Here is a 24,687-nt window from a genome sequence, read left to right on the forward strand (position 1 = left end):
CCCCACCGCATCGACCGCGATTCCCGCATCTCAGCCGCAGGCGGCGGTGCGGTAGTCGGCCGAGCGCAGGATGCCGCACAGATCGGTGCGCGAGATCTTCCACTTCCCGTCGATCAGCACGAAATGCACGATGGTGGTGCGGACATTGGTGCCCGAACCGTCCTTGTCCAGGCGCATGGTCGCGGTGAGCGTGCCGTCGCGGTTGTCGAACACCGGGTCCACGACCCCGTACACGGCGTGCGGGTTGTCGCGCAGCGCTTTGTACATGTCGGGGATCGCGTCCTTGAACGCGGCGCCGTCCTCGATGAGAGCGGTGCGTTCGTCGTCGGGCAGGTTGGGGTCGAGCGCGCGTTTGATCTGCGCGTCGAGTTCGGCGGCGGTCGGCAGCGGCACGTTGGCCTTGCTCGACGAGATCGCGACCGAGGAGGACAGGGAGGCGTTGGCCGAGGACCGTGCGGCGTCGACCGAGGCCTCGTCGGTCCCACCGCAGGCGGTGAGGACGGCGAGGGCCGTGAGGCAGGCGGTGGCCGCAGCGGCCCTGGCGAAAAGTGTGGAAGACATCACCATCTACATACCATCAATGACGGCACCGATCCGGCCGAGGATGCCGCGAACACTGGTTTCGGGCCGCTGCACGGGTTGTGCGTGCTCGATCAGGTCGCGCACGAACGCGACGACGCTTCGCTCGTCGTCGAGGTCGATATCGGTGACCTGCGCACTGGCCTGGGCCACCACATCGGCGGAACCGGGCACGGTTTCGCCCAGGTCGGGGCGGTATATCTGGACGGTCAGGGTGGCGCGCCGGGTGCGGAAAGCGAAGGGCCGCCCGTCGTCGGTGGTGCCGAAACCATGGGCGAACGGGCCGAGCGACAGGTCATCGATACCGAAACCCGACGCGGTGGGCTCGGTCATCGTGTGTTCTCCTGCCGCTGTGCGGGGCGATCAGTTGTCGACACGTCAACAGTAACGCGCGTCACCGCCGTCTCGGCGCGGGCCACCCGGTCGGAGCTACTGGTGAGTCATCATGGTCAGATGGTGATCTGCGGTCATCTCGTGCGGAATTGAAGGAGTTCGGTGCATGCGCCTTCGTGGCTCGGTCGCCTCGACGTTGCTGGCGGCACTTGTGGTGGCCACCGGTTGCGCGGGTGAGGACAGCGGTCCCTCTGTGCCGACCCGGGAACCGGCGACCGCCGCGGTCTCGCCCCCCGCGGCAGGTGTCCCGGCCGGGAGTGTCACGCCGCTGTCGGCAACGAAAGCGCTACTGGCCGAACGGGCGACCGGTCGGCTCGCCGCGCTCGACACCGCGGGCACGACGCTCGCCCTGATCGACTCGGCGGGCACCCAGCGGGTGGCCCTGCCCGTCGCGGGCACCGCCCTGGCGCAGGGGACGGCAGGTGAGGTGCTCGTCGCCGCCGACGGCCGGGTGCTGCGGGTGCGTGCCGATTCGGGCGCGATCACCGAACTGCCCGTCGAGGGTGACGTGCGCAGTGTGCAGATCCGTCCCGACGCGAGCCTGGTCGTGGGCACCGCCGACGGCACCGTCCGCGTCCTCGACCCCACCGGTGCGGTCACCCGCACCGTCACCGGCCTCGTCTCGGCCGACGCACTCGCGGTCACCGGCGACGCCATCACCGTCCTGGACCGCAAACAGACCGCCGTCGTCGGTGTCGGCACCGACGCGCTCGGCCTGATGCTGCGCGCGGGCGACGGCGCGACCAACGCCCTGGCCGACCCGCACGGCCGCATCGTCGTCGCCGACACCGACGGCGGCGAACTGCTCGTCTACTCGGCCGGTCCGCTCGTGCTGCGTCAGCGTTTCCCGGTAGCATCGGCGCCTTACGCCCTGGCCTACGATCCGCGCTCGGACACGGTCTGGGTGTCGTGCACGCAGAGCAACGAGGTCGTCGGGTACGACCTGTCGACCGGCATCGGTGTCGAGGTCGACCGCTTGACCACCGTGCGTCAGCCCGACGCGATCGCCGTCGACGAACGCACCGGCGACCTGTTCGTCGCCTCGGCCGCGGGCGATGGCCTGCAGCGGATCGGGGCCGGACAGCGGAAGAGAGGGCTGTGATGGCGACTCCGCCGAGCTGGGAGACCAGCAACGACGATTACGAATACGTGCCGCTTCGCCTGCCACCGGAGGTCACCCGGGTCTCCGCCTCCATGCGGTTGGCCATTCAGGCCGAATTCGGTGGCTGGGAACTGTCGCGGGTGCGCGCCTACACCGACGGCAGCCGCCGGGTGTTGTTGCGCCGCCGCAAGACCGCCGTCCTCCCTGTGCCCGAACCCGGATTGTGAGCCGACCCATGTACGCCCTGCTATTACGTCTGATGTTCCTGATCCCGCCGGAGCGGGTGCACCACCTGGTGTTCGCGGCCCTGCGGTTCGCGACATGGTTCCCGCCCACGCGGTGGCTGGCGCGCAAGCTCACCGTCGTCGAGGACCCGATCCTGGCGACGACCGCGTTCGGTGTCGATTTCCCCGCGCCGCTCGGGCTGGCCGCCGGTTTCGACAAGAACGCCGACGGCGCGAACACCTGGGGCTCGCTCGGTTTCGGGTTCGCCGAGATCGGCACCGTCACCGCCCAGGCCCAGCCCGGTAATCCGGCGCCGCGCCTGTTCCGGGTGTCGGCCGATCGCGGCCTCATCAACCGCATGGGTTTCAACAATCACGGTGCGGCCGCCGCGGCCGCCCGCCTGCACGGTGCGCACCCCACGGTGCCGATCGGCGCGAACATCGGTAAGACCAAGGTCGTCGAACCCGATGCGGCCGCGGCCGATTACGCCACCAGTGCGCGCCTGCTCGGTCCGCTGGCCGACTTCGTCGTGGTCAACGTGTCCTCCCCCAACACCCCCGGCCTGCGCGATCTGCAGGCGGTCGAGTCGTTGCGCCCGATCCTGGCGGCCGTGCTCGACGTGGTGTCGGTGCCGGTGCTGGTGAAGATCGCCCCAGACCTGTCCGACGACGACATCGACGCGGTCGCCGACCTCGCCGTCGAGCTCGGTCTGGCCGGCATCGTCGCCACCAACACCACCATCCGCCGCGACGGTCTCAAGACTCCCGCCGCCGAGGTCGAGGCGATGGGCGCGGGCGGGCTGTCGGGCGCCCCTGTGGCCGAGCGTTCCCTACAGGTTCTGCGCCGCCTCTACGCCCGCGTGGGCGACAAGCTCGTCCTGATCTCGGTGGGCGGTATCGAAACCCCCGAGCAGGCCTGGGAGCGCATCCTCGCCGGCGCCACCCTGTTGCAGGGCTACACCGGTTTCATCTACGGCGGTCCCTTCTGGACCACCCGCATCCATCGCGGCATCGCCGCCAACCTGCGCGCGGGCGGTTTCACCTCCCTGGCGCAGGCCGTCGGCGCCGAACACCGCACCGCCAAGGCCTGAGCCTCACCCGTAGTACACGTCCCGCGCACGCTCGCCGTGCGGCAGCTTCGGCGGACCCCAGCCGACTCGGCGGGCGGGCGGATCGTGGAACGATTCGCCCGCGGGTTCGCGTCCGGCGCGGGCGTCGAGCCGTTTGGCCAACTTGATCAGCGCCTGCTGCCACATCATGCCGAGGATGTCGGCGCGGGCGCTGATCTCGGCGTGGGCGATGCGGTCGTAGGCCATGCCGAGATCGCTGACGAGTTCGTCCAGTTCCATGCCCGCGCGAGCCTGTTCCGTGGTGAGCAGATAGCCGGGCAACCAGCTCAGGGTCCAGGAATCGGGGCCGACGCGTTCGGCGTATTCCGGTGTGCGGTCGCTGCGCATGGTGTCGTCGGTGCGGAAAATCATCGCGGACCTGCCTTCCCCGGCGGGCGCTTCACCTGTCCGGGTGTCCGGCGGGGCGGGCGCTCCCCCGTAACCCAGTGTGGCATTTGCCTTTTGTCCGGGTCAATTGCCATTGTAGAGAGGTAATTGCCGCAAACCGGGCGTGGCAAACCCGGCATTGTGGCGATCGCAGTCCGGCGACCGCGCGGTCGCGGGTCGTCAGGTGACGGGAGGCAGACATGTCGATGGTTCCCCAGGACGCCCGTGTCGCCGCGATCCGCAGCATCCTCACCCGCCTCGGCAAGTACTCCGGCCTGAGCGCGGAACGCTTGCGCCACACCGAAATCGACGCCGCGCCACTGCTCGAGCTGCTGTCGGTGCGCAGGCACGCCAGGCGCACCGGAGAGAGTGTCGAAGCCGCGATCCTGCCGGTGGTGCGTGAGGTCGCCCAGTGGCTCGCCCCTACCGATCGGCTGATCGTCGATGCCGCCCTGTGTCTGGGGTTGTGGCGGGACCGGCCGGGCGTCGGTGTCGATGTCGAACGCCTGTATGCGGACAACCTCGGTGAACGTCGAGAGGCCTTGACCGAACAGTGGGTCGCGTTGCACGCCCTGCTCGATGTCGACCCGATCCCCGAGACCCCCACCGTCAAACGCCTGCGCACCGTCGCCGAGCATGCCGCGTTCACCGCGCTGGCCGGGCTGCTCGCCGCCGACTCGGGCTATCCGATGGCGCAGCCCGCCGCGCCCGCGCCGACCGCGCCGCCGCCCGCCCAGCGCGGGGTGGTGACGGTATTCGGTGACGCGGTGATCGACCACCTGTACCGGGTCGACGACTTCCCCACCGCCACCAGCTCGGCCAGCGGCAGCTTCACCGGTCATCCCGGCGGCAAAGGCCTCAACCGGGCGGTAGCGGCGGCCCGGCTCGGCATCGACGTGCACCTGGTGTGCGCGGTCGGTGACGACGAGTACGGCCGCCGCATCCGCGAATTCCTCGAAACCGAGCGCGTGCACCTGGATCTGGTGAAGGTGGTCCTGTTCGCGCCGTCGCTGGTGACCGCCGTCGTGCTGGCCCCCAACGGCGAATCGCGGATGATCGGCTGCCGCGACACCCGCGTGCAGTTGCAGGACGAGGACCTGCACCGCCCCGAGCTGCGTGCCGCCCTCGAGTCCTCGGATGTGGTGATCCTGAGTTTCGAGCAGCCACCGGCGGTGATCGAACAGGTACTGGCCACGGTGTCGCAGCTGCAACCCAAACCGCCCGTGATCGTGTGTCCCACCCCGTCGATGCAGGTTCCCCAGGGGCTGTATCAGTATTTCGGCGCCGTCGACTACCTCGTCGGCACGGCCGCCGAACTCGCGGCGCTGCTGCCCGACGTGCCCGCCGAGTCCGGCGACGATATCGCCCGGTTACTGCGCGGGCTCGGTGTCGGCACCGTGTGCACGGTGGAGAACTTCCGCTGCGTGGTCGCCTCCGACACGGTGAACACCGTGGTCGACCACTTCCCGCAGGTGCTCAAGGCCTCCGTCGGTGCGGCCGCGGCGTTCACCGGGGCGTTGGCGCATCGGTTGGTGAACAGCCGAACCGCGCTCACCGCCGCCGATTTCGCGTGGGCCACCGCCGCGATGATTCCCACCCAGAAGCTGGGTGCGGTCGCGGTGACCATGCCCGGTGTCGACGACATCGATCGCATCGTGCGCCTGTACGCGCCGCGCGCCTGATCCGGGGGTAAAGTCGCGGCGTCGCACCGCACCCCGTCCCACCTCGGAGGATCGTTGACCATACTGTCGTTCGGCAGTACCGCGAGCACCCGCGCCGGGTCCGACACCGCCCACCGTTTGGGCCGTGCGGGCGGGCAGCTGCCGGTTCGGGTCATCGAGATCGCCGACCCCGACGACGGCGGGCATCTGCTGGTTTTCGGCAACCCCGGCGACGGTTGCCTGGTACGGCTGCATTCACGCTGCCTCTACGGCGAAAGCCTGGGCTCCGACGACTGCGACTGCGGCGCCGAACTGCGCACCGCGATGGACCGCATCCAAGCCGAGGGCTGTGGTGTGCTGGTCTATCTGGAGCAGGAGGGCCGCGGCGCCGGCCTGATCTGGAAGGCCAGGGGGTACCGGGAGAGCGAACTGTCGGGCGCCGACACGTTTCAGGCTTATGAGCGCCTCGGCCTTCCCGCCGACACCCGCCGTTTCGCACCCGCCGCGAACGCACTCTCCGAGCTGGGCTTGCGCCGGGTACGCCTACTGACCAACAACCCCGACAAGTGCCGGGCTCTGACCGATGCGGGCATCGACGTGAACCCGGTGCCCCTGACGATCACCCTGGCCACGACCCGGGGCAGACAGTATTTGCAGGCCAAACGCGTGCACCGCCACCACACCATCCCCGTCGACGACCAGGTCCCCGGCACCCGCCGCCGGACGTGGTGGTGGCCCGGTCGCCGCAGGTAAACGCCCCGGGATTCCCGATATCCGGCTAAGATATGTGAGCCGTGCCACATTTGACGTCTTCGCCTCGAGATGATGTGAGGAAAGTCGTCTCATTGGTTCGGCACTTCAGCTCGGCCTATGGGAACAGGGATATGACAGAGATCGGTTTCGCGCACGCTTCCGGGGTCACGGTGCACACCGTACCCGCCGCCTTCCAGCAGACCGCCGCCTTGCGGCCCGGCCAGATCGCGCTGCGCACCGTCGGCGGCACCCAGGAGATCACCTGGTCCGAATACGCCACCCGGGTGCGCGCACTGGCCGCCGGCCTGGCGAAACTCGGTGTCGGGCACGGTGATTCGGTCGGGATCATGCTCACCAACCGACCCGAGTTCAACCTGATCGACACCGCCGCCCTACACCTGGGCGCCACCCCGTTCTCGGTGTACAACACCAGCTCGCCGGAGCAGATCGCGCACGTGTTCGCCAACGCGGGCAACCAGGTGGTCATCACCGAGCAGGCATTCCTCGATGTGATCCGGGAATCCGGTGCCGAGATCGCGCACACGGTCCTCGTCGACGGCACCGCCGAGAACACCGTGTCGCTGGCCCAGCTCGAGTCGGACCCACTGCCGGACTTCGATTTCGAAGCCGCCTGGCAGGCCGTGGAGCCCGGCGATCTGGCCACCCTCATCTACACCTCGGGCACCACTGGCCCGTCCAAGGGTGTGGAGCTCACCCACAGCAATGTGATCGCCCAGGTCGTCGGCCTGGTCTCCGGCCCGCTGCCGGTCGGTTTCGACGACCGCGCGGTGTCGTATCTGCCCGCCGCCCATGTCGCCGACCGCATTTCCGCGCACGCGATCAGCCTGCTCACCGGTGTGCAGATCACCACCGTCCCGGATCCGCGCGAGATCGCCGCCGCCCTGCCCGACGCCCGCCCGACGGTGTTCTTCGGTGTGCCACGGGTGTGGCAGAAGATCAAGACCGGTATCGAGAACAAGCTCGCCGTGGAACCGAGCCCGGTGAAGAAGGCGCTGGCCAACTGGGCGATCGGTGTCGGCGTCGCCGACGCGCGCGCCAAGCTGGCGGGCGAGGGCTCGTCCCTGCTGCTCGGTGTGCAGCACAAGATCGCCGACGCGCTGGTGCTGTCGAAGTTGCGGGACGCGCTCGGTTTCGCCGAACTCAAGGTCGCCGCGTCCGGTGCCGCCCCGGTGCCGCCGGAAACTCTCGAGTACTTCCTCGGCCTCGGCTTCTCGGTGAGCGAGGTGTGGGGTATGTCGGAGACCTCGGGTGTCGGGACGTTCACCGAGATCGACAAGCCGCGCCCCGGTTCGGTCGGTCGTGTCATGGACGGGGTCGAGTTGCGGTTGGACGCCGACGGCGAGGTCCTCATCCGCGGTCCGATCATCACCCGCGGTTACCGCAATATGCCCGACAAGACCGCCGAAGCCATCGACGACGCGGGCTGGCTGCACACCGGTGACGTCGGCACGCTCGACGCCGACGGCTACCTGCGCATCGTCGACCGCAAGAAGGAACTCATCATCAGCGAGGCGGGCAAGAACATCGCCCCCTCCAATATCGAGAACGCCATGAAGGCGGCCTCGTCGATGATCGGTCAGGCCGTCGCGATCGGCGACGCCCGCCCCTACATCACCGCCCTCGTCATGCTCGATCCCGATGTCGCCGCCCTGCGCGCCAAGGAATTCGGTGCCACCGACGCCACTCTGGCCGAGCTGTCACGGCGCCCCGAGATCATCGAGGAGGTCAAGGAGGCGGTGCTCGCGGGCAACCGCAAGCTGTCGCGGGTGGAGCAGGTGAAGCGGTTCCACATCGTGGAGACGCTGTGGGAGCCCGGCGGCGACGAGCTGACCCCGAAGATGTCGCTCAAGCGCACCCCCATCGCGAACAAATACGCCGACCGGATCGCCGAGCTCTACGCGGCCGAACCGCCCGCGGGCGTCGTGAACGTGAAGTAGGTCCGAAAGAACCGGTGGCCCCGCATCCGTGCGGGGCCACCGGTGTTTTCAGTGCTGTTCGTAGGTGCCGACGAGGGTGGCACGACCCAGGGTGTGGAAGAACAGGTTGAACCCGAGGTAGGCCGGGGAGGCGTCGGGGCCGACTTCGAGTTCGGGCACGTCGACGGCGTGCACGACCACGAAATACCGGTGCGGCCCATGGCCTTTCGGCGGGCCCGCGCCGACGAACCCGGGGAATCCGCCGTCGTTGCGCAACGACACCGCACCGGCGGGTAGGGTGCCGCCCTCGCTGCCCGCGCCGGTGTCGAGCGAGGTCACCGAGGCGGGGATGTTGGCGACCGCCCAGTGCCAGAATCCCGACGCGGTCGGGGCGTCCGGGTCGTAGACGGTGACCGCGAAACTCTGGGTGTCCTCGGGGAATCCGGACCAGCTCAGCTGCGGGGAGATGTCCTTGCCGCCCGCGCCGAACACCCCGGACACCTGATCGTTGGCCAGCGGCTGTCCGTCGGTGATGTCGGTGGAGGTGAGGGTGAACGACGGCACCTTCGGCAGCGCGTCGTACGGGTTGTAGGTCATAGCGGCCTCTCTGTGTTGTTGGCGGCTGGGCCCGCGGGTTCAGCTGTTCAGCAGGAAGTGTTCCAGCACCCGGGTGCCGAATTCCAGGGACTGCACCGGCACCCGTTCGTCGACGCCGTGGAACAGGGCGGTGAAGTCGAGGTCCGGCGGCAGCTGCAGCGGCGCGAAACCGAAGCAGCGAATTCCCAAGCGCGCGAATGCTTTCGCGTCGGTGCCGCCGGAGAGCATGTAGGGCACGGTTCGCCCGTTGGGGTCGTTGGCCAGCACCGCGTCGTTCATGGCGTCGACGAGGTGCCCGTCGAAGGTGGTTTCGTAGGAGTCGAGTTTGGTGATCCACTCGCGTTCCACGTCGGGGCCGATCAGTTCGTCGACCTCGCGTTCGAACGCGGCCTGACGTCCCGGCACCACCCGGCAGTCGACCACGGCCTCGGCGGTCTGCGGGATCACGTTGGCCTTGTAGCCGGCCGAGAGCATGGTCGGGTTGGCGGTGTCGCGCAGCGTGGCACCGATGATGCGGGAGATGGTGCCGAGCTTGGCGAGCTGACCTTCGATGTCGGGACTGCTCGGGTCGAACTGCAGGCCGGTTTCCTCGGTGACGGCGGCCAGGAATTCGGCCACCGAGTCCGAGAGCACCACGGGGAAGGTGTGTTTCCCGAGCCGGGCCACCGCGTCGGCCAGGATGGTGACCGCGTTGTCCTCGTGCAGGAACGACCCGTGCCCGGCACGGGCCTTGGCCCGCAACCGCATCCAGCCCAGGCCCTTCTCGGCGGTCTCCACCAGGTACAGCCTGCGTTCGGTACCGTCCGGGCGCGGGACGGTCAGCGAGAACCCGCCGACCTCACCCACGGCTTCGGTGACGCCTTCGAACAGGTCGGGCCGGTTGTCGACCAGCCACTGCGAGCCCCATTTGCCGCCGTTCTCCTCGTCGGCGAGGAACGCGAACACCAGGTCTCGCGGCGGCACGGTGCCCTCGGCCTTGAACTGACGCGCCAGCGCCAGGGTCATCCCGACCATGTCCTTCATGTCGATCGCGCCGCGCCCCCACACGTATCCGTCCTGCACGGCCCCCGAGAACGGGTGCACACTCCAGTCGGCCGCTTCGGCGGGAACCACGTCGAGGTGCCCGTGGATCATCAGCGCACCCCGGCTCTGGTCCGCCCCGCGCAGGCGGGCGAACACATTGCCGCGCCCCGGCGCCCCCGATTCGACGTACTCGGTCTCGTACCCCACCTCCTGCAGTTGCGCCGCGACCCAGTCGGCACACTCTCGTTCGCCCTTGGTGGTCGCGAGCTCACCGGTATTGGAGGTGTCGAACCGGATCAGCGTACTGACCAGCCCCACCACCTCGTCTTCCGCGCGAGACCGTCGATCGACTCCAGAACTTTCGCCAGATGCCACCACGCCCCTTTCCTACCACTGTTCGTCGTCTCGACGCGCCCCGCGTAGGCATCACCCCCATGTTTAGATGCTGACTTAATTAAATCTGTGCTTAAATAAGGGGTGCACGCTTTGGACATCCTCGGGGATCCGGTTCGTCGCCGGATTCTGGAACTGCTCGCCGCCGGTGAATGCGGTGCGGGCGCGATCAGTGACGCTGTGCGACAGGAATACCCGATCTCCCACCCCGCCGTGTCACATCACCTGCGGGTACTGCGGGAGAACGGGTTCGCGACAGTCCGCGCGGAAGGTACGCGGCGCCTCTACGCGGTCGACAGCGCCGGTATGCGTCAGGCCGACGAATGGCTCGACCGGTTCCGCCACCTGTGGCAGACCCGGCTCGACGCCCTCGACACCGAGATCGCCCGCGGCAAACGCGAGCGACGCAGCTGAAGGAGACGGCAATGCTCGACCTCATCGCTCAGATCAACCGCACCATGACCGACCTCGGGCCGTCGAAACAGGTGAGACTCGCACGAACCTACGACACGACCACCGAGGACCTGTGGAACGCGTGCACCGACCCGCAGCGGCTGTCACGGTGGTTCGAGCCGGTCAGTGGTGAGCTGCGGGAGGGTGGCCGCTACCGGCTCGACGGCAGCGGAACGACCGGCATCATCGAAGAGTGCGTCGCGCCGACACGGCTGCGCATCACTTGGGAGTACGGCGACGACACGAGCGTGGTCGAGGTGACGATCACCGGCGCCGAGGGTGGGGCGACGCTCGAACTCACCCATACCGTGCCGGACAACGAACACTGGCGAACCTACGGCCCCGGCGCTACCGGCGTCGGCTGGGAAACCTCGTTCCTCGCGGTGGGTTTGTTCCTGTCCGGCGACCACAGGGCAACCCCGGCGGAGCTGGAAAAGCTGCTGTCCACACCGGAAGGCGCCGAGTACATCCGGCGCGCCGCCAGCACCTGGGGCGACGCGCACGCCACTGCCGGGACCGATCCGGCGACTGCCCGCACGGTCGCCGACCGCGTGGCCGGCTTCTACACCAGCGCCGAGTAGCGACGAGCCGGAAATAGCCCTCAGGAGTCTCGCACAGCCACGGCCAGCGCCTCGTCTGCGAGCGCTTTCGCCGCCTCTCGCGGTGCGTGGTGGGCGAGGGCGATGACGAGATCGCGGATTCCTTGCCGCATGCCCGGTGCGAGGCGGGCGTGCCGTGCCACGTCGAGCTCGTTGGCGATCGTGAGGACGGCGAAGGCATGCAGGTCGGTGCCGGTGATCGTGAGCGATCCACCGGTGAAGCGGTCGGTGACCCGCAGTGACGGTTTCCCGAGTTCACGGTAGGTCGGCGTGCGCGCGCAGGCGCTGTAGAGGTAGACCAATTCCTCGGCAGGACAACCGATCACCTCGGCCGATCGGTGTCGCTGTGTGGTCGGCAAGAGTGCGGTGGCGAACCCGTCCGTGCCGTAGGTGGCGTGACAGATCGCGGCGAGCCGGGTGCGTCGTGGGGCGTTCCACTCGGCGGTGATGGCATGCACGCGCCGCAGATGATCGAGCAGGTTCCCGCCCGGGTGCTCGATGCGTTCGGCGCCGAGTGCTCGCTGGAACTCGAATGCCTCGCGCACGGTGTCTTCGTCCAGACTGGTATCGACGTGCACCGCGATGAGATCCGCGAGTTCTTCCGGTGTGTCACGGGCAACCAGGTGGCCCGCTTCGGCGATCACGGCGGTGGTGACGCGCCGGTTCGCCCGGCGCAGACGGTGCACGTCGTCGTCTGCGAGGAAGGAGCGGCCGCCGCGCACGAGCAGGATCGGCAGGTCAACTGTGCTGATGGTGGTGAGCAATGCGGGCCCGGATCCGAGGATGTCGTCGGTGAGGTCCTCGAGGCTCGCACCGAACCCCTGGTCGCGCAACCAGGTTCGTGTCGGCTCCGGGTCCGGATCGGGAACGACGTCCACGAGGATCAGCCCGGCGACCCTGGACCGGACGGCAGGTTCGGCCAGCGCCGCCATGGCGGCGAAGCCGCCGAGGGAGGCTCCGGCGACCACCACGGGTCCGGACTCACGGCCGATCAGCGCGGCCACGTCGTCGGCGAGCGGCCGAAGCGTGGTGACCTGCCCGGAACTCTCGCCGTGGCCGCGCAGGTCGACCGCAACGGTGCGGTAGCCACGCGCCCCGAGCAGTGCCGCGATCGGCGACCACACGCCGCGGCGCTCTCCCCCGGCGTGCAGCAGCAGGACCGTGGGTCCGTGGCCGCTGATCGTGGCGCGCAGTGTGGCGTCGCCGAGGACGATATCGGTGTGGATCATCGCAGGCCCCAAACCTTGACGTGTCCAGGTAACGGTATGCCGTGCCACCTTGGCCAGTCAAGGTAGGGTGACGAGGTGAGCATGCCGCGAGTGCGAAGGCGCCCCGAGGAGGCGCGTCAGGCGATCCTCGACGCCGCAGCGACACTCCTGGCCGAGGGCGGACCCGCGGCCGTGCAGGTCCGTGCGGTCGCCGCCCGCGTCGGCATGACCGACGCCGGCGTCACCCATCACTTCCGGAACCGGCAGACCCTGCTCACCGAGCTCCTGCGGCACGGCGGCCGCCGGCTCCGGGCGGGCCTCGCGAACATCGTCGCGACCTGGCTGGACGACAACGCCGACCTGCCCGCACTCATCACCGCACTCCACGACTTCTATCGCGGTGGCTACGCCGATCTCGCCGTCGCCCTGCACGCCGCGGGTTGGCGCGACCGGGGCAGCGGCATGCTCGACCCCGTCGTCGAGGCCCTGCACCGTGCCCGCCCACCGGGCAGTTGCCTCGACGACACCCGCCACGCCGTCGCGGCTCTGCATCAGGCCGTGGCGCTGGATGTCCGCTACGGCAACGCTTTCCGGCGCAGCGCCGGGCTCACCGACGCCGCCGCGACCTTCGACGCGCACGCACAGTGGTGGGCCCGCCATCTCGAAACCACCCTCGGCCTGTCCGCGCCCGGCCGGGTTCAGGGTTCGAGCACGTAACGACCGCGCGCCCCACTTTCGGCCATGGCCCGGTGGGCGTCGGCGGCCCGGTCCAGCGGCAGGACCGCGTGCACCCGCGTGGGCAGTCGTCCTGCTGCGGCGAGGGCGAGCAGCTGGCTCAGGCGTGATGCGTCCGATCGCACCATCAAGACGTTCACGGTGATCCCCCGTTCCACCGCGGGCACGATATTGGGCCGGACCCCGACGAATATCCCACCGTCACGGACCGGTTTCAGGCCCCACGTCTGCTGCGGGGTGGCGTCGACGACCGCGTCCCACCCGGGCTCGACCGCGGTGACGAAGTCGGCGCCGAGTCCACGCACGAACTGTTCGTCGGCCGCTCTGGCCAGACCGGTGACCCGCCACCCCCGGTCGGGTGCGAGCGCGGCGACACCGGCCCCGATGGCGCCGGCGGCGCCGATCACCAGCAGCCGGTCGCCATCGGCGGGTGCGTCGCCGAGCATGTCGACGATCTGTGCGGCGCTCAGACCGCTGAGCGGCACCGTGGCCGCCGGGACCAGGTCGAGCCCGTCGGGTACGACCGCGAGGTCGGTGGCGGGCACGACGAGTTGTTCGGCGTAGGTGCCGAAGTCGCGGTCGAAGCCGAGCACGACACCTGCGACGCGGGTCCCGATGGCCAGGTCGACGCCGGGTCCGGTGGCCAGGACGGTGCCGGCGAAGTCCCAGCCCAGTCCGGTGTGTTCGGGTTGGTCGATCATCCCGAGATCATGGAAGAACCCGCTGACGACACCGAGGTCGGTGGGGTTGACGGGTGCGGCCGCGACGGCCACCCGCACCTCACCCGGTCCGGGCTCGACGACGGGGACGTCGATGATCTCGATCGAGTCGGGCCCTGCGGGTGTGCGGACGACGGCGGCCCGGAAAGTGCCGGCTGTGTTCATGATTCGCTCCTCCATCAGTGCTGATGGGTTCCAGCCTGCTCGCCCGACTTGGAGGGGAGTTGGAGCCGAATTGGAGGTCGCCGTGCCCTGGTCGGTCAGCTGCGGATCGCCGCGGCGGCGCGCGCCCTGGCTACGGTGGACCAGTGCGGGGCGTTCCACCGGTCGGCGATGTCGGCCGCCTGAGCGAAATGCGCGGCCGCTTCCTCGCCACGACCGAGGAACACGGCGAGTTCGCCCAGTACGTGCGCGACCGGGCGCACGGCGAGCGACACACTCTCCGCGCCCGCGGGAGGACCGTCGCGGTGCGGCAGCAGGTCCGTGTAGACCCGCTCGGCACCGTCGCGGTCGTTCACGGCGATCAGGGCCAGCGCCCGCAGGCTCGTCAGAAAGGTGAAGAAGAAATCGGCCCGGATCGGGGCCGGTGGTGTTGACTCCACTTCGTTGCCACGACCCGCCGCGTGCAGGGCCAGTGTCAGCAGGTCGGCGACCATCGGGCCGAGCGCTTCGTGGAAGGCGCGGACCTCGTCCAGGTGGGCGCCGAGGGTACCGTCGTTGATCCAGATCGCCGCGCGTGCGATGCGCAGGAACCCGGCGGCGTGCACGGACCCGGCGCGTTCCATGCGCTGGGTGGCTGTGATGTAGCGGCGTTCGGCGTCGGCGAACCGTCCCTCGATCAGTACCAGTGTCGCCAGGGCGATCTCGGCTGCGCCGACCGCTTCGGGCATCCGGTAGGCGCGGGCCAGGTCGCGCGCCTGTTCGCTGACGCGACGCATGGTCGTCGGATCGTTGGCGGCCGCGGCACCGGCGGCCAGGTTGAGCAGGGCGGTGATGCGGTACACGGGCAGGTCGTGTTCGGTGCCGATCGCCAGGAGTTCCCGCGAGTACTCCTGGCGGCCCGAGGCGCGCGCCAGAACCAGCAGGGCGGCGGCGCGCAAACCCGGGGAGGTCGCCGACTCGAGTGCCTCCAGGGCGGCGGGCATGATCGTCGGATCGTCCTCGCCGACCAATTCGTGGGTGTAGGCGATGAGCAGATGGGCGCGCACCTCGCGGTCGAGATCGGTGCGGGTGAGCAACCGGGCGAGCCGTTCGACGATCGGGCGGTCGACCGTGCCGTACATCCGGGACTGCCACGGTGTCGGTTCGGTCCAGGCGGTGAACGCGGCGATCATCAGATCCTCACGTCCCAGCGACTCGGCGAACTCCACGGCCACCTCGCGGGTGCGCCTGGCCCCCGCGATGGACCCGGCCCTGACCTGTGCTCGCAGCAGTCTGCCGAGCAGCTCCACCCGTTCGTCCGGTTCACGGGCAGCGGCGACGGCGTCGGTGAGGAGCACGACCGCCACATCGTGGGCGTAGCGCGCCTCGGCCAGTTCCGCGGCTTGCACGCAGTACCCGACAGCTTTCGGCGATCCGGCCCGCGCCCAGTGGTGTGCCAGGGCGACGATGTCGCCGGAGCCTTCGAGGGCCGCCGCAATCCGCGCATGCATCCTCGTTGTGCGTGCCCGGCTGACACCGGTGACCAGGGTGTCCCTGACCAGGGCGTGCACGAACCGGACACGACCCGGCCCCGGTTCGTCGAGCAGCCCGGCGATGACGCCCGCGTCCACGGCGTCGAGCACGCCGTCCTCATCGGTGTCGGCGGCGCGCACGAGCACGTCGACCGGGCATTCCCGCCCGGCCACCGCCGCCAATCGCAGCACGGACACACCGCTGTCGGGTAACCGTGCGAGCCGTCGCCGCAGCACGTCGCGGACGCCTTCGGGGACCTCGGAGAGCGCGACCAGTGCACCTTCACCGTTGAGCAGGCGGGCGGTCTCGCGCACGTAGAAGGGGTTGCCGCCGGTTCTTTCGGCGATTCCGGCCACGGTCGAGTCGTCGGTGTCGCATTCGGCACGCACGAGTTCGGCGACGGCGTCGCGGTCGAGTCCGGGCAGATCGAGCCGCAGCGGGGCGGTGCGGGCCAGGGTGGCGAGTGTTTCGGTGAGGCGCTCGCTTTCGTCCGAACGGTAGGCGGCCACGATCAGAATCGGGGCCTTGGTGTCGATGCCGCCGGTGAGCAGTTCCAGGGTGGCGGCGTCGGCCCAGTGCAGGTCGTCCAGGACGACGGCGACCGGGCGGTCGGTGGCGGCCGCGGCGAGCCATGCCCACACGGCTCGGCGGAGCCGGAATCGTCCGGCAGCCGCGTCGCCGTGCGCGGGCGCGGAGTCGCCCAGCAGTGGAGCCAGATCGTCGGAGAACGGTTGTGGCGCCGCGCTTTCGGTGATGGATCGCAGCACTTCGACCCAGGCCCAGGCCGGTGGCGCGCTGTCGACGTCGGGGCAGCGCCCGACGGCAACGAGCCATCCGTCGCGGGTGAGTGTCGTGCCGAGGTGCTCGAGCAGGGTCGACTTGCCCTGTCCCGCTTCGCCGGTGATCAGGGCGGTTCTCGCGCCGTCGGTGATCGCTTGCTCGGCGGCTCTGGTCAGGGCTGCGAGTTCGTGGTCGCGTCCGACAAACGGGGTGGGCGACCGGCCGTTATCGAATGCCGTTGCCGCTGAGTGTGATCCGACGCTCCCGGAGTAATCCTCCCCCGGGCCGACCGCACCTGATCCGGCCGCGCCGGGGCGGACTTCGCCGGAGTCAACCGCGCCGGGGCCGACTTTGCCCACCTCTACCTCACGGCCGCCGCCCGCAGGATCTTCGCGCGCATTCCGGCTCCTGGGCAACGCTGTCCGCTGCGAGGACGCCACCGGAACCGCCGCACGCAGGAAGTCCGTGCGCTGAGCCAGGATCGCCTCTTCCAGTTCCACCAGGTCCGGGCCCGGGTCGAGGCCGAGTTCGTCGGCGAACAGCGTGCGGGCACGCCGCAGCGCGGTCAGCGCATCGGCCTGACGCCCACTACCCCACAGCGCGAGCGCATGCAGCCGCCACCCTTCCTCACGCAGGGGTTCGTCGCGGGTGAGGGTCTCGGTGTCGGGAACGACCGTCGCGGCTCGGCCCAGGCGCAGACCTGCCCCGATGTGCAGTTCGCGCGCGACCAGACGCAACTCGTGCAGCCGTGCTGTTTCGGCGGCCACCCACGGCTCGTCGGCGACCTCGGCGAACGCGGGACCGCGCCACAGCGCCAATGCCTCGTCCAGCCGGGCGCGCGTGCCCTCGGGATCGGTGAGTGTGCGGGCTTGTTCGAGTAGCTCCTCGAAACGCCAGGCGTCCACCGCGTGCTTGGGCAGGTGTAGCGCGTAACCGGGTGCGGCGCTCACCAGCAGACGGGCCGGTGCCCGTGGTGGCCGGTCCGGTTCCAGCAGGCGGCGCAGGTTCGACACGTACGCCTGCAACGACGCCAACGCCCGCGACGGTGCTTCCCCACGCCAGAGGTCTTCGACCAGGCGGTCCACCGGCACTACCTGCCCGCGCGCGGCCACCAGCAGCGCGAGCACACCGCGTTGACGCGGCCCACCGAGGGGAAGCGGTTCGCCGCCGACCTCGGCCGCGAACGAGCCCAACACCCGGATCAAGACCATGACCAGCCACATCGTACGCGCGCGGGCCCGCACGGTTCCAAGTCGGCTCCAACTGCCTTCCAAACCTCGGCGAGCAGTCTCGTTCACATCGAAACCCGTTGAAAGGCAGGACAGTATGAGCATCACCACCCAGGGCATGCGGATCGGCACAGTGGGACGAAAGGTGGTCGCGAGGTATCGGGTCACCACCGTGATGGCCGTGATCTGCGCGGCGGCGCCGTTGTATTTCGGGCTGAGTTTCCTGCTCGCTCCCGAGAGTTCGCCCGCCGGTTTCGGTATCGCGCCGTGGCCCACCGGCAATGCCGACGGCTATTTCGTCGTCAAGGGCGTGCGCGACATCTCGACCGCCGCGGTGGCGTTCCTCGTGCTCGCCCTCGGCCACCGTCGCGTCCTCGGCTGGATCGTGCTGATCAATGCGGCGATCCCGTTCGGCGACGCACTGGCCGTGGTGACACACGGCGGAACGGTGACGACAGCGCTGACCGTGCATATCTCGGCCATGCTGTTCGTCGTGCTGACGGCCGCTCTGCTGCTCACCGAGCGACCTGCGCGCCCCTGACGGCAACCGGAGCAGGTCGGTGTGGTCGTCTCGATCACACCGGCCTGTCAGCCATTTTGCGCCCCCACGGAACGAACCGGGCCACCAGCGCCCGCGCCGCCAGACCGAAGACGGTCCGGCCCCCGTCGGCGGGCGCGTCCTTGTGTGACGCGCACCAGATCTGAAAGGTCTTGGGACTCATCGGAATCGAAATGTGCTCGTGCGTGATCACCCATCGGCCTTCCACTCGCCGAAGGCAGACGGTCTCGCGCACCCAGATCGACAATTCGATGCCGCCCTTGTGCTTCCCGGAATCCAGATGGAGCATATTGGCGAAGGCCACGTCCCCGTCGACGGCGATCGACAGCTCATGCGTTTCCAGATCGATCGGGCCGTCATACCCGTCGAACCACCGCAGAAAGTTCGCCCGCACCTCTTCGGTTCCTGAAAACCGCAGCGGCGCAACAGCATCGTAGTAGACGATGTCCTCCGAGTAGAACGACATCGCCGCGTCGATATCCTTCGATTCGTGCGCCCGGGTACGACTTTCCAAGAACTCCCTGATCTCGCTCTCACCTGACATCCCGCGTCTCCTTCCGCAACCTTCGGACCTTTTCGGTAGTCCGACGAGACAGCGACAACGAATGTGAGGTCCCCGCCGAGCGCACCCCGGAGTTCGGAAAGTCTCGTTGCACGTGTTTGGCTGGCGTGGTGAGCGCGCGGATTGTTCGGATCGGGGTCGGGGTGGTTGCCGGGGTGGCGACGCTGGCCGGAATCGCCGGTGTGGCGTTGCATTTTTCGCGGTGGGATGTGGAGCCGGTCGTGTTGGCGGCGTCGGCGGCACCGTATCTGATGTGCGGTGCGGTGGTGGGGGCCGCTGGTTTCGTGGGCATCAAGCAGTGGGTGGTTGCCGGGGTGGCAGGGATCGTGGTCGCCGCCGGTCTGGCGACCCAGGCACCGCTCTACTTCGCCGATGGTGGTGGCGAGGGGCCGGCGATCATGGCGATGCAGGCCAATCTGCTGTTCGACGGCGCCGATCCGGTGGTGCTCGTGAACGAGGTGCGTGCGCGGGATATCGCCGTGCTCACCGTCAACGAGCTCACCCGCCCTGCGGTCGACGACCTGGGTCGTGCGGGTCTGGATGCCCTTCTTCCGTACCGCTACCTGGCCCCCGGCCAGACGGCGAGCGGGACCGGGATCTGGAGTCGGTACCCGTTGTCCGACACCGTCGAATACGACGGGTACGTCCTCAACCAGATCTCGGCGACCGCCACCGTTCCCGAGGTCGGGCCGGTCTCGGTGTATGCCTTCCACCCGGTGCCCCCGATCTACGACACGCGTGTCTGGGCCGATGAACTGTCCCGGCTCCGGCAGGTGCTGGACGGTGCGCCCGCCGATCGTCCGGTGCTCGTCGGCGGCGATTTCAATGCCACCCACGACCATGCCCGGTTCCGCGCTATGGCCTCGGGTCGTTACGCCGATGCGGGCGCCCAGGCGGGCGCGGGCCATCTGGTCACCTATCCGACGGACAAATCGATACCCCCGTTGGTCGGCATCGACCATTTCCTGCTCGCCGACGCACACGCAACGAAGGTGGAAACCGTCGATCTGCCCGGCGCCGACCATCGGGCCCTGGTGGCGCGCATCGTTTTTCCGTTGCGGTAAGAACTACGACTCGGCCCGAGCCAGCACCGACTCGACCCGTGCCCGCATCGCATTCCCGGCCGCCAGCAGCGGTTCGGCCGAGCGCAATGTCCGCCCGAGCACGAACGCCCCTTCCAATGCGGACAGAACCGCCAGCACAAGATCGCGCGCCTCGTCCTCGACCAGTCCACGACGCACGAAGTATGTGGTGCCCTGGGTGATCCAGTCGGTGACGACCTCGGCCACCACCTGGCGCAGTTCCGGTTCGGAGTCGGCGATCTCGCCCGCCACGGTGCCGACGGGACACATATTGATCCACCCGGATTCCTCGAGCGTGCGGGCGGCATCGGCGAACGCGGACGACATCGCGTCCACGAGATCCTCGTGCGGGTCCATCAACAGCGGCAGCAACTGGATGTAGGCGGCACCGGAATCGCGCAGGGCCACGGCGGCGATCTGCGGTTTGCCCTGCGGGAAGTGGTGGTAGAGCGAGCCCATCGGCGCGTCGGCGACGGCGGTGATCTGCTTGACCGTGATCGCGCTGTACCCGTGCGTGCGCATCAGTTCGGCGACAGCGGTGACCAGGCGTTCCCGAGTAGGCGTTGACATCTTCTCCCTCACGACTCCAGACTAGAGCAAACGCGCTAGAGTGTTCGCTCTAACTGGAGGTTCTCATGCCGTCCGTCGAACTGCCCGTCGGCCGCGTCCACTACACAGAGCGTGGGGAGGGACCGCCGGTCGTGCTGTTGCACGGCCTGCTGATGAACCACCGGGTCTGGGATTCGGTCATCGATCTGCTGCCCGCCGGGTTCCGCTATGTGCTGCCGGATCTACCGTTGGGCGCGCACCCCGAGCCGTTGCGACCGGGCACCGACCTGAGCATGCGCGGACTCAATCAGCTGATCGCGGACTTCCTTGCTGCTCTGGACCTGCACGACGTCACCCTGGTGCACTCGGACTGGGGTGGTGGACTGTTCTTGACCGCCTACGGTCTCGACGAGCGGGTGGGTCGGCTGATCGTCTTCCCCAGCGAGGCGTTCGACAATTTCCCGCCCGGCTTGCCCGGCAAATCCGCGACCCTCGCCTCCTACCTGCCCGGCGGTATCACCCTTGCCCTGCGTCAGTTGCGCGTGCGCTGGTTGCGCGAGACTCCACCGCTGTTCGGCTGGATGGCGAAATTCCCGCTGTCCGACGAGCTCGTGCGCGCCTGGACCGATCCCGGGCTGCGCGATGCCGGCATCCGCCGCGACCTGCTCGCCTACACCCGTTCCGGTTTCGACAAGGCCGAACTGATCGCCGCAACCGAAGCACTGCGACACTTCCGGGGTGAGGCATTGATCCTGTGGTCGTCGGCGGGCAAGGTGATGCCCCGCGAGCACGGTCGTCGCCTCGCCGACCTGATCCCCCGCGCCCGCCTGGTCGAGATCGACGATGCCTATGTGTTGTCGATGCTCGACCAGCCGAACGCGGTCGCCGCCGCAGTCACCGAGTTCCTCACCAGCACGGCGGTTCGCCCGACGGAAAGGTGAATCAGCCGACCTCGAGGGTGGTGTTCACCGGTGTGGCTCCGGTGGTCGAGTCGAGCACGGGGCAGTGTGCGTCGACGGCTTCCTGTAGTTCGGCGTAGCGCTGCGGTGTCTCGGGGCCGTTGATCCGCACGGCGACCCGCACCGCCTGGAACCCCGCACGCACCGTGTCGTCGATGCCGAAGAACCCGCGCACATCCAGGTCGCCTTCGGCGGTGCTCTCGAGGTCGTCGATGCTGATCCCGAGTCGCTCGGCCCAGAATCGGTAGGTCACCACCTGGCAGGAAACGAGTGCCGCCAGATACACCTCCACCGGATTGGCGGCGGTGTCGGCGCCGCCGAGCGCGGGCGGTTCGTCGACGCGCACGGTGTGGGTGCGTGCGGTGACCACGCTGCCCACCGTGCCCTCGGGCGTCGCCGCCGCACGGAACACCACGTGCGCGTTGGCCGTATCGAGGGCCACCGCTTTCGCTGTCGCTTCGGAAATGCTGTTCAAGGCCGCGAGGTGACTGGTCATGCCCGCACGCTATCGACGCGGATATCCGCGGCCAACCGATGACTTCCGCGTGATTTCAACCCCTGCTCAACGGGCGACACCCAGCGACAATGCGGCGAAGGCCTTCGGGGCGCCGGGTTGGTAGAACCGGTCGAGTTCCACTATTTCGAATCCGGCGCCGGCGATCAGCGCGGGGATGTCGCGCGCCAGATGGCATCCACCGGCGATCCGCTGCTGGATCGGGTCGAGCCGGTGCTGCCACACCCGAACCGATTCGTCCGGCGCCAACCCGTGCTCGACGAAATGCAAGGTGCCACCAGGCTCGAGCACGCGCTGGATCTCGGCGAGCGCCGCCGCGACGTCGGGAATCGTGCACAGCGTGAACGTCGACAACGCGGTGTCGAAACTGTCGTCCCCGAACGGCAGCGCCTGCCCGTCCAGGCCCGCCCGTTCGATCGGAACCGGGCTGGCCGCAACCCTTTTCGCCGCGATCTTCCACCCCACATCAGCAGGCTCCACCCCGCTGACCCGCTCCACGGTCTCGGGATAGAACCCCACATTGTTCCCCGACCCGAACCCCACCTCCACGACATTCCCCCGCAACCCGGAACACACCCGCCGCCGCAGCGAGTCGTTCACCCGCGCCCCACACACCTTGTCGGTGAGATGCGGAAGAATCCGATCGGTATAGAAGCCCATCCCCCGATCATCCTCGCCGACCAGCCGCCGGGAAAGCCCCCGGTACTGCGTCAGCGCGAAGCCGAGGCCGAGTCGGTTCAGGCGAGGCGGCGGTCGAAGACCTGGGTGCCCGAGCCGGTGGCCGGGTCGACGGTGACGACGCGGGCGCGCATCGAGTCCGGGTGCAGGTCCAAGACCATGAAGCCCAGTTCATGATGGGTTTGGTAGAGGGCGTTGTGGCGGCCGGTCGGTTCGCCGGGCTGGCCGGTGGAGGTTTTGGCCGAGGCGCCGGAGATGATCTGGCGGGTGCCTTTGGTGGCGGCGGTGGGTTCGAGGATCTGCATGGTGTGGTCGTGGCCGGACAGCAGCAGCGAGACCTTGCCAAGAACGTGGTCTTCGAAGAAACGTTTGGCGTGGACGCCGTTGAGCGGTTCGATCGGCAGGCCCTCGTAGTTGCCCGCGTCGCCGTGGGAGCCGTTGCTCAGGTAGGGGTGGTGGGTGCAGGCGATCTTCCACTGCGCGGTCGACTCGGCCAGTGCGCGGTCGAGCCAGGCCCGCTGTTCGTTCATGTAGGGGCCGTCGACCGCCCAGTACGGGTCGAACACGGGCGGGATGTAGGCAGCCAGCGGGTTCACGTCGAGAACGAAGAACTCCACGACGGGGTTTTCCTCGGGCACGCGCAGCGAGTAGTAGCGGCTGGGCATCCACCAGCGCGGCGAATTCGCGTGATAGGCCACCTCGTGGTTGCCGCGCGGCAACCAGCCGCCGTCGCCGGGAAACACCGAGCTGGTGTCGTGGTTACCGAGCACCATCGCCCAGGGGAAGTCCAGGCCGGTGTTGGGGTCCTCGAATTTCGTCGCGAACTGGATGTCGTCGGGTCCGTTCGGACCGGAGTCGTAGATATTGTCGCCGAGCCCGACAGCCAGCGAAAACGGTTCGCGCACATGGAATTCCCGCGCCGCGTCGGCCACCGCCCACTGCGTACGCGTCCCGGTCCCGGCATCACCGGTGACCAGCACCCGCACCCCGCGCCCCGCCGTGGGCGAGAATTTCGCCACCTCGGCGGGCACCGCACCAGCCGGGGTGAGCCCGACCAACGTCAGACCCGCGACGACACCGGCCGCGCCCGCGAGAACCTCGCGCCTGCCCAGACCGTTCGACCGCACGTTGAGCTGCTCGTCCATGCTCACCTTCCCGAGTTCACCCGTCGACCGCTCGATCGAAGCACAACACCCCGGCCGCTACGGCACCGCATCCAGCGCGTTTCGATGAACAATAGAACAACATGGACGATCGCCCAGTTAGCGTCGTGGAATTTGCCTCTAACAGCGGGTCGCGCCATCTCTCGCTCGACGACACATCAGCATCTGACCGGCCCCGACCTGGAATTCGTAGTCGACGTCGACAACCCGGCAGTCGACACCGTCATCGGCCAGTTCGGAAATCAACGCACGCAGTTGTGGGTACGGGGTGCACGAACCGATCGGAACAAGCGGAAAAACTCTGAGCTCGGTACCGATCCGCAGCAGTTCGACGATCGCTCGACGATGGAATTCGGGATCGAGATCGTCGGCGTAGCTGAAGAGAAGGTGCGAACTCAGCACGAGGTCGACACTGTTGTCCGCGAACGGCAGCGTGGGCAACTGTCCCGGAACGTAGCGTTGCGGATGCGAACTGCTGTGGGCGGCGAACTGCCGGGCCGATTCACACCGTGCCCGGCGATGCGCGTCGGGATCGGCGAAGAACTCCCACCGGTAGTCCTGCGCGTGTGCTCGAACAAAGTCGTTGCCGCGTTCGGCCTCGGCAACAGCGGTCGCCGCCACGTTCGCCAACCCGTCACCGAAATAGGCGACATCGCATGCGGTAACGTCCCCACCCCGAGCGCACACTTCGGCGGTGAAACCCGCTGCGCCACCGGGACAATCGAGGATCCGGTGCCGCAGGTCCTGCTCGGTGAGCGCGAACATCGCCCGATATTCGTCCAGCGAACGAGAACTGACCAGAATCTCCCCGAACCCACCGGTTCCCGAAGCTGAAGTGCTGTCGCTCATCTGCTGACCTCCCAATCCAGGGCCGCCGCCCGGACCCAACCAGATGTCGTCACGACAAGCACCCGACCGCCCGCGAGGCGGCCACGCAACAAACGCCGACCGCTACTGAACCGACCACCACTGCTGCGCACACATCAACACAGCCCGAGTACATCAGCCGCTCCCCTCCGCGCGCAACCACATTCGGCGCACCGCCCGATCACTCACCGGCAAGCGG

26 protein-coding genes are annotated in these 24,687 nt (G+C 68.6%); 12 read left to right on the forward strand and 14 right to left on the reverse strand.

Features of this window, described 5'->3' with window-relative positions; translation table 11 throughout:
* Positions 1-30 precede the first annotated feature (30 nt).
* Together HYG95_RS00220 and HYG95_RS00225 are read right to left on the reverse strand one after the other, a co-directional pair.
* Positions 31-561, reverse strand: coding sequence for a hypothetical protein (locus tag HYG95_RS00220; protein ID WP_225279939.1), 531 nt, complete (start codon positions 559-561; stop codon positions 31-33).
* A gap of 6 nt (positions 562-567) precedes the next feature.
* Positions 568-912, reverse strand: a complete 345-nt coding sequence (locus HYG95_RS00225; protein WP_181695978.1) for a hypothetical protein — start codon at positions 910-912, stop codon at positions 568-570.
* Between the two features lie 166 nt (positions 913-1,078).
* On the opposite strand from HYG95_RS00225, the gene HYG95_RS00230 reads away from it, so the two are divergent.
* From HYG95_RS00230 to HYG95_RS00240, 3 genes are read left to right on the forward strand one after another with little or no spacing between them, the layout of a single operon-like run.
* A complete protein-coding gene (locus HYG95_RS00230; protein ID WP_181695979.1) occupies positions 1,079-2,074 on the forward strand; it encodes a YncE family protein in 996 nt (331 codons plus the stop codon).
* Positions 2,074-2,301, forward strand: a complete 228-nt coding sequence (locus HYG95_RS00235) for a DUF5703 family protein (protein WP_067638350.1) — start codon at positions 2,074-2,076, stop codon at positions 2,299-2,301. Before HYG95_RS00230 ends, HYG95_RS00235 begins: the two co-directional genes overlap by 1 nt.
* A gap of 8 nt (positions 2,302-2,309) precedes the next feature.
* Complete coding sequence (locus HYG95_RS00240) at positions 2,310-3,389, forward strand: quinone-dependent dihydroorotate dehydrogenase (protein WP_181696450.1); 1,080 nt, start codon at positions 2,310-2,312, stop codon at positions 3,387-3,389.
* A 3-nt stretch (positions 3,390-3,392) separates the two neighbouring features.
* Here HYG95_RS00240 and HYG95_RS00245 read toward each other — a convergent pair whose 3' ends face one another.
* Positions 3,393-3,779: a hypothetical protein gene (locus HYG95_RS00245; RefSeq protein ID WP_181695980.1), complete on the reverse strand. Its 387-nt coding sequence runs from the start codon at positions 3,777-3,779 to the stop codon at positions 3,393-3,395.
* A gap of 215 nt (positions 3,780-3,994) precedes the next feature.
* Here HYG95_RS00245 and HYG95_RS00250 point away from each other — a divergent pair, with 215 nt between their 5' ends.
* The 3 genes from HYG95_RS00250 to HYG95_RS00260 all read left to right on the forward strand — a co-directional run bounded on the left by HYG95_RS00250 (position 3,995) and on the right by HYG95_RS00260 (position 8,166).
* Positions 3,995-5,476, forward strand: a complete 1,482-nt coding sequence (locus HYG95_RS00250; protein WP_181695981.1) for a PfkB family carbohydrate kinase — start codon at positions 3,995-3,997, stop codon at positions 5,474-5,476.
* Between the two features lie 54 nt (positions 5,477-5,530).
* Positions 5,531-6,208, forward strand: a complete 678-nt coding sequence (locus HYG95_RS00255; RefSeq protein ID WP_181695982.1) for a GTP cyclohydrolase II — start codon at positions 5,531-5,533, stop codon at positions 6,206-6,208.
* Between the two features lie 131 nt (positions 6,209-6,339).
* Positions 6,340-8,166 (forward strand): long-chain fatty acid--CoA ligase, encoded by a 1,827-nt coding sequence (locus HYG95_RS00260; protein WP_181695983.1) that lies wholly within the window; start codon positions 6,340-6,342, stop codon positions 8,164-8,166.
* 48 nt (positions 8,167-8,214) lie between these two features.
* On the opposite strand, the gene HYG95_RS00265 is transcribed toward HYG95_RS00260, so the two are convergent.
* Both HYG95_RS00265 and HYG95_RS00270 read right to left on the reverse strand, forming a co-directional pair.
* Positions 8,215-8,742, reverse strand: a complete 528-nt coding sequence (locus HYG95_RS00265; RefSeq protein WP_181695984.1) for a YbhB/YbcL family Raf kinase inhibitor-like protein — start codon at positions 8,740-8,742, stop codon at positions 8,215-8,217.
* Positions 8,743-8,781: 39 nt separating this feature from the next.
* Positions 8,782-10,143 (reverse strand): M20/M25/M40 family metallo-hydrolase, encoded by a 1,362-nt coding sequence (locus HYG95_RS00270; RefSeq protein WP_181695985.1) that lies wholly within the window; start codon positions 10,141-10,143, stop codon positions 8,782-8,784.
* A gap of 99 nt (positions 10,144-10,242) precedes the next feature.
* Here HYG95_RS00270 and HYG95_RS00275 point away from each other — a divergent pair, with 99 nt between their 5' ends.
* Positions 10,243-10,572 carry a metalloregulator ArsR/SmtB family transcription factor gene (locus HYG95_RS00275; protein ID WP_181695986.1) on the forward strand — a complete coding sequence of 110 codons (330 nt, stop codon included), beginning with the start codon at positions 10,243-10,245 and terminating at the stop codon, positions 10,570-10,572.
* Between the two features lie 11 nt (positions 10,573-10,583).
* Positions 10,584-11,192, forward strand: coding sequence for an SRPBCC family protein (locus HYG95_RS00280; protein WP_181695987.1), 609 nt, complete (start codon positions 10,584-10,586; stop codon positions 11,190-11,192).
* A 20-nt stretch (positions 11,193-11,212) separates the two neighbouring features.
* On the opposite strand, the gene HYG95_RS00285 is transcribed toward HYG95_RS00280, so the two are convergent.
* Positions 11,213-12,439 carry an alpha/beta fold hydrolase gene (locus HYG95_RS00285; protein WP_181695988.1) on the reverse strand — a complete coding sequence of 409 codons (1,227 nt, stop codon included), beginning with the start codon at positions 12,437-12,439 and terminating at the stop codon, positions 11,213-11,215.
* 81 nt (positions 12,440-12,520) lie between these two features.
* On the opposite strand from HYG95_RS00285, the gene HYG95_RS00290 reads away from it, so the two are divergent.
* Positions 12,521-13,135 carry a TetR/AcrR family transcriptional regulator gene (locus HYG95_RS00290; RefSeq protein WP_255494937.1) on the forward strand — a complete coding sequence of 205 codons (615 nt, stop codon included), beginning with the start codon at positions 12,521-12,523 and terminating at the stop codon, positions 13,133-13,135.
* Here HYG95_RS00290 and HYG95_RS00295 read toward each other — a convergent pair.
* A complete protein-coding gene (locus HYG95_RS00295; RefSeq protein ID WP_181695989.1) occupies positions 13,117-14,037 on the reverse strand; it encodes a zinc-binding dehydrogenase in 921 nt (306 codons plus the stop codon). The two genes, HYG95_RS00290 and HYG95_RS00295, sit on opposite strands and share 19 nt — an antisense overlap.
* Positions 14,038-14,132: 95 nt before the next feature.
* Positions 14,133-17,537, reverse strand: a complete 3,405-nt coding sequence (locus HYG95_RS00300) for a BTAD domain-containing putative transcriptional regulator (protein ID WP_181695990.1) — start codon at positions 17,535-17,537, stop codon at positions 14,133-14,135.
* A 115-nt stretch (positions 17,538-17,652) separates the two neighbouring features.
* On the opposite strand from HYG95_RS00300, the gene HYG95_RS00305 reads away from it, so the two are divergent.
* A complete protein-coding gene (locus HYG95_RS00305) occupies positions 17,653-18,096 on the forward strand; it encodes a DUF4267 domain-containing protein (RefSeq protein ID WP_220138903.1) in 444 nt (147 codons plus the stop codon).
* Positions 18,097-18,130: 34 nt separating this feature from the next.
* Here HYG95_RS00305 and HYG95_RS00310 read toward each other — a convergent pair whose 3' ends face one another.
* Positions 18,131-18,658, reverse strand: coding sequence for a nuclear transport factor 2 family protein (locus tag HYG95_RS00310; protein ID WP_181695991.1), 528 nt, complete (start codon positions 18,656-18,658; stop codon positions 18,131-18,133).
* 128 nt (positions 18,659-18,786) lie between these two features.
* Between HYG95_RS00310 and HYG95_RS00315 the strand changes: the two genes are divergently transcribed.
* Positions 18,787-19,740, forward strand: a complete 954-nt coding sequence (locus tag HYG95_RS00315; RefSeq protein WP_370465626.1) for an endonuclease/exonuclease/phosphatase family protein — start codon at positions 18,787-18,789, stop codon at positions 19,738-19,740.
* A 3-nt stretch (positions 19,741-19,743) separates the two neighbouring features.
* Here the strand turns inward: HYG95_RS00315 and HYG95_RS00320 are convergent, their stop codons facing one another.
* Positions 19,744-20,328, reverse strand: a complete 585-nt coding sequence (locus tag HYG95_RS00320) for a TetR/AcrR family transcriptional regulator (protein ID WP_181695993.1) — start codon at positions 20,326-20,328, stop codon at positions 19,744-19,746.
* 65 nt (positions 20,329-20,393) lie between these two features.
* Between HYG95_RS00320 and HYG95_RS00325 the strand changes: the two genes are divergently transcribed.
* Entirely contained in the window at positions 20,394-21,248 is an 855-nt protein-coding gene (locus HYG95_RS00325; protein WP_181695994.1) for an alpha/beta fold hydrolase, read from the forward strand.
* Between the two features lies 1 nt (position 21,249).
* Here the strand turns inward: HYG95_RS00325 and HYG95_RS00330 are convergent, their stop codons facing one another.
* The 4 genes from HYG95_RS00330 to HYG95_RS00345 all read right to left on the reverse strand — a co-directional run bounded on the left by HYG95_RS00330 (position 21,250) and on the right by HYG95_RS00345 (position 24,470).
* On the reverse strand, positions 21,250-21,762 hold the full coding sequence (locus tag HYG95_RS00330) for an OsmC family protein (protein ID WP_181695995.1): 513 nt from the start codon (positions 21,760-21,762) through the stop codon (positions 21,250-21,252).
* A gap of 66 nt (positions 21,763-21,828) precedes the next feature.
* Positions 21,829-22,440 (reverse strand): class I SAM-dependent methyltransferase, encoded by a 612-nt coding sequence (locus HYG95_RS00335; RefSeq protein WP_181695996.1) that lies wholly within the window; start codon positions 22,438-22,440, stop codon positions 21,829-21,831.
* Positions 22,441-22,517: 77 nt separating this feature from the next.
* On the reverse strand, positions 22,518-23,603 hold the full coding sequence (locus HYG95_RS00340; RefSeq protein ID WP_181695997.1) for a metallophosphoesterase: 1,086 nt from the start codon (positions 23,601-23,603) through the stop codon (positions 22,518-22,520).
* Positions 23,604-23,741: 138 nt separating this feature from the next.
* Positions 23,742-24,470 carry a methyltransferase domain-containing protein gene (locus tag HYG95_RS00345; RefSeq protein WP_181695998.1) on the reverse strand — a complete coding sequence of 243 codons (729 nt, stop codon included), beginning with the start codon at positions 24,468-24,470 and terminating at the stop codon, positions 23,742-23,744.
* Positions 24,471-24,687: the final 217 nt, after the last annotated feature.

The organism is Nocardia sp. GTS18 (assembly GCF_013839555.1).
Taxonomy (GTDB): Bacteria; Actinomycetota; Actinomycetes; order Mycobacteriales; family Mycobacteriaceae; genus Nocardia; species Nocardia rosealba.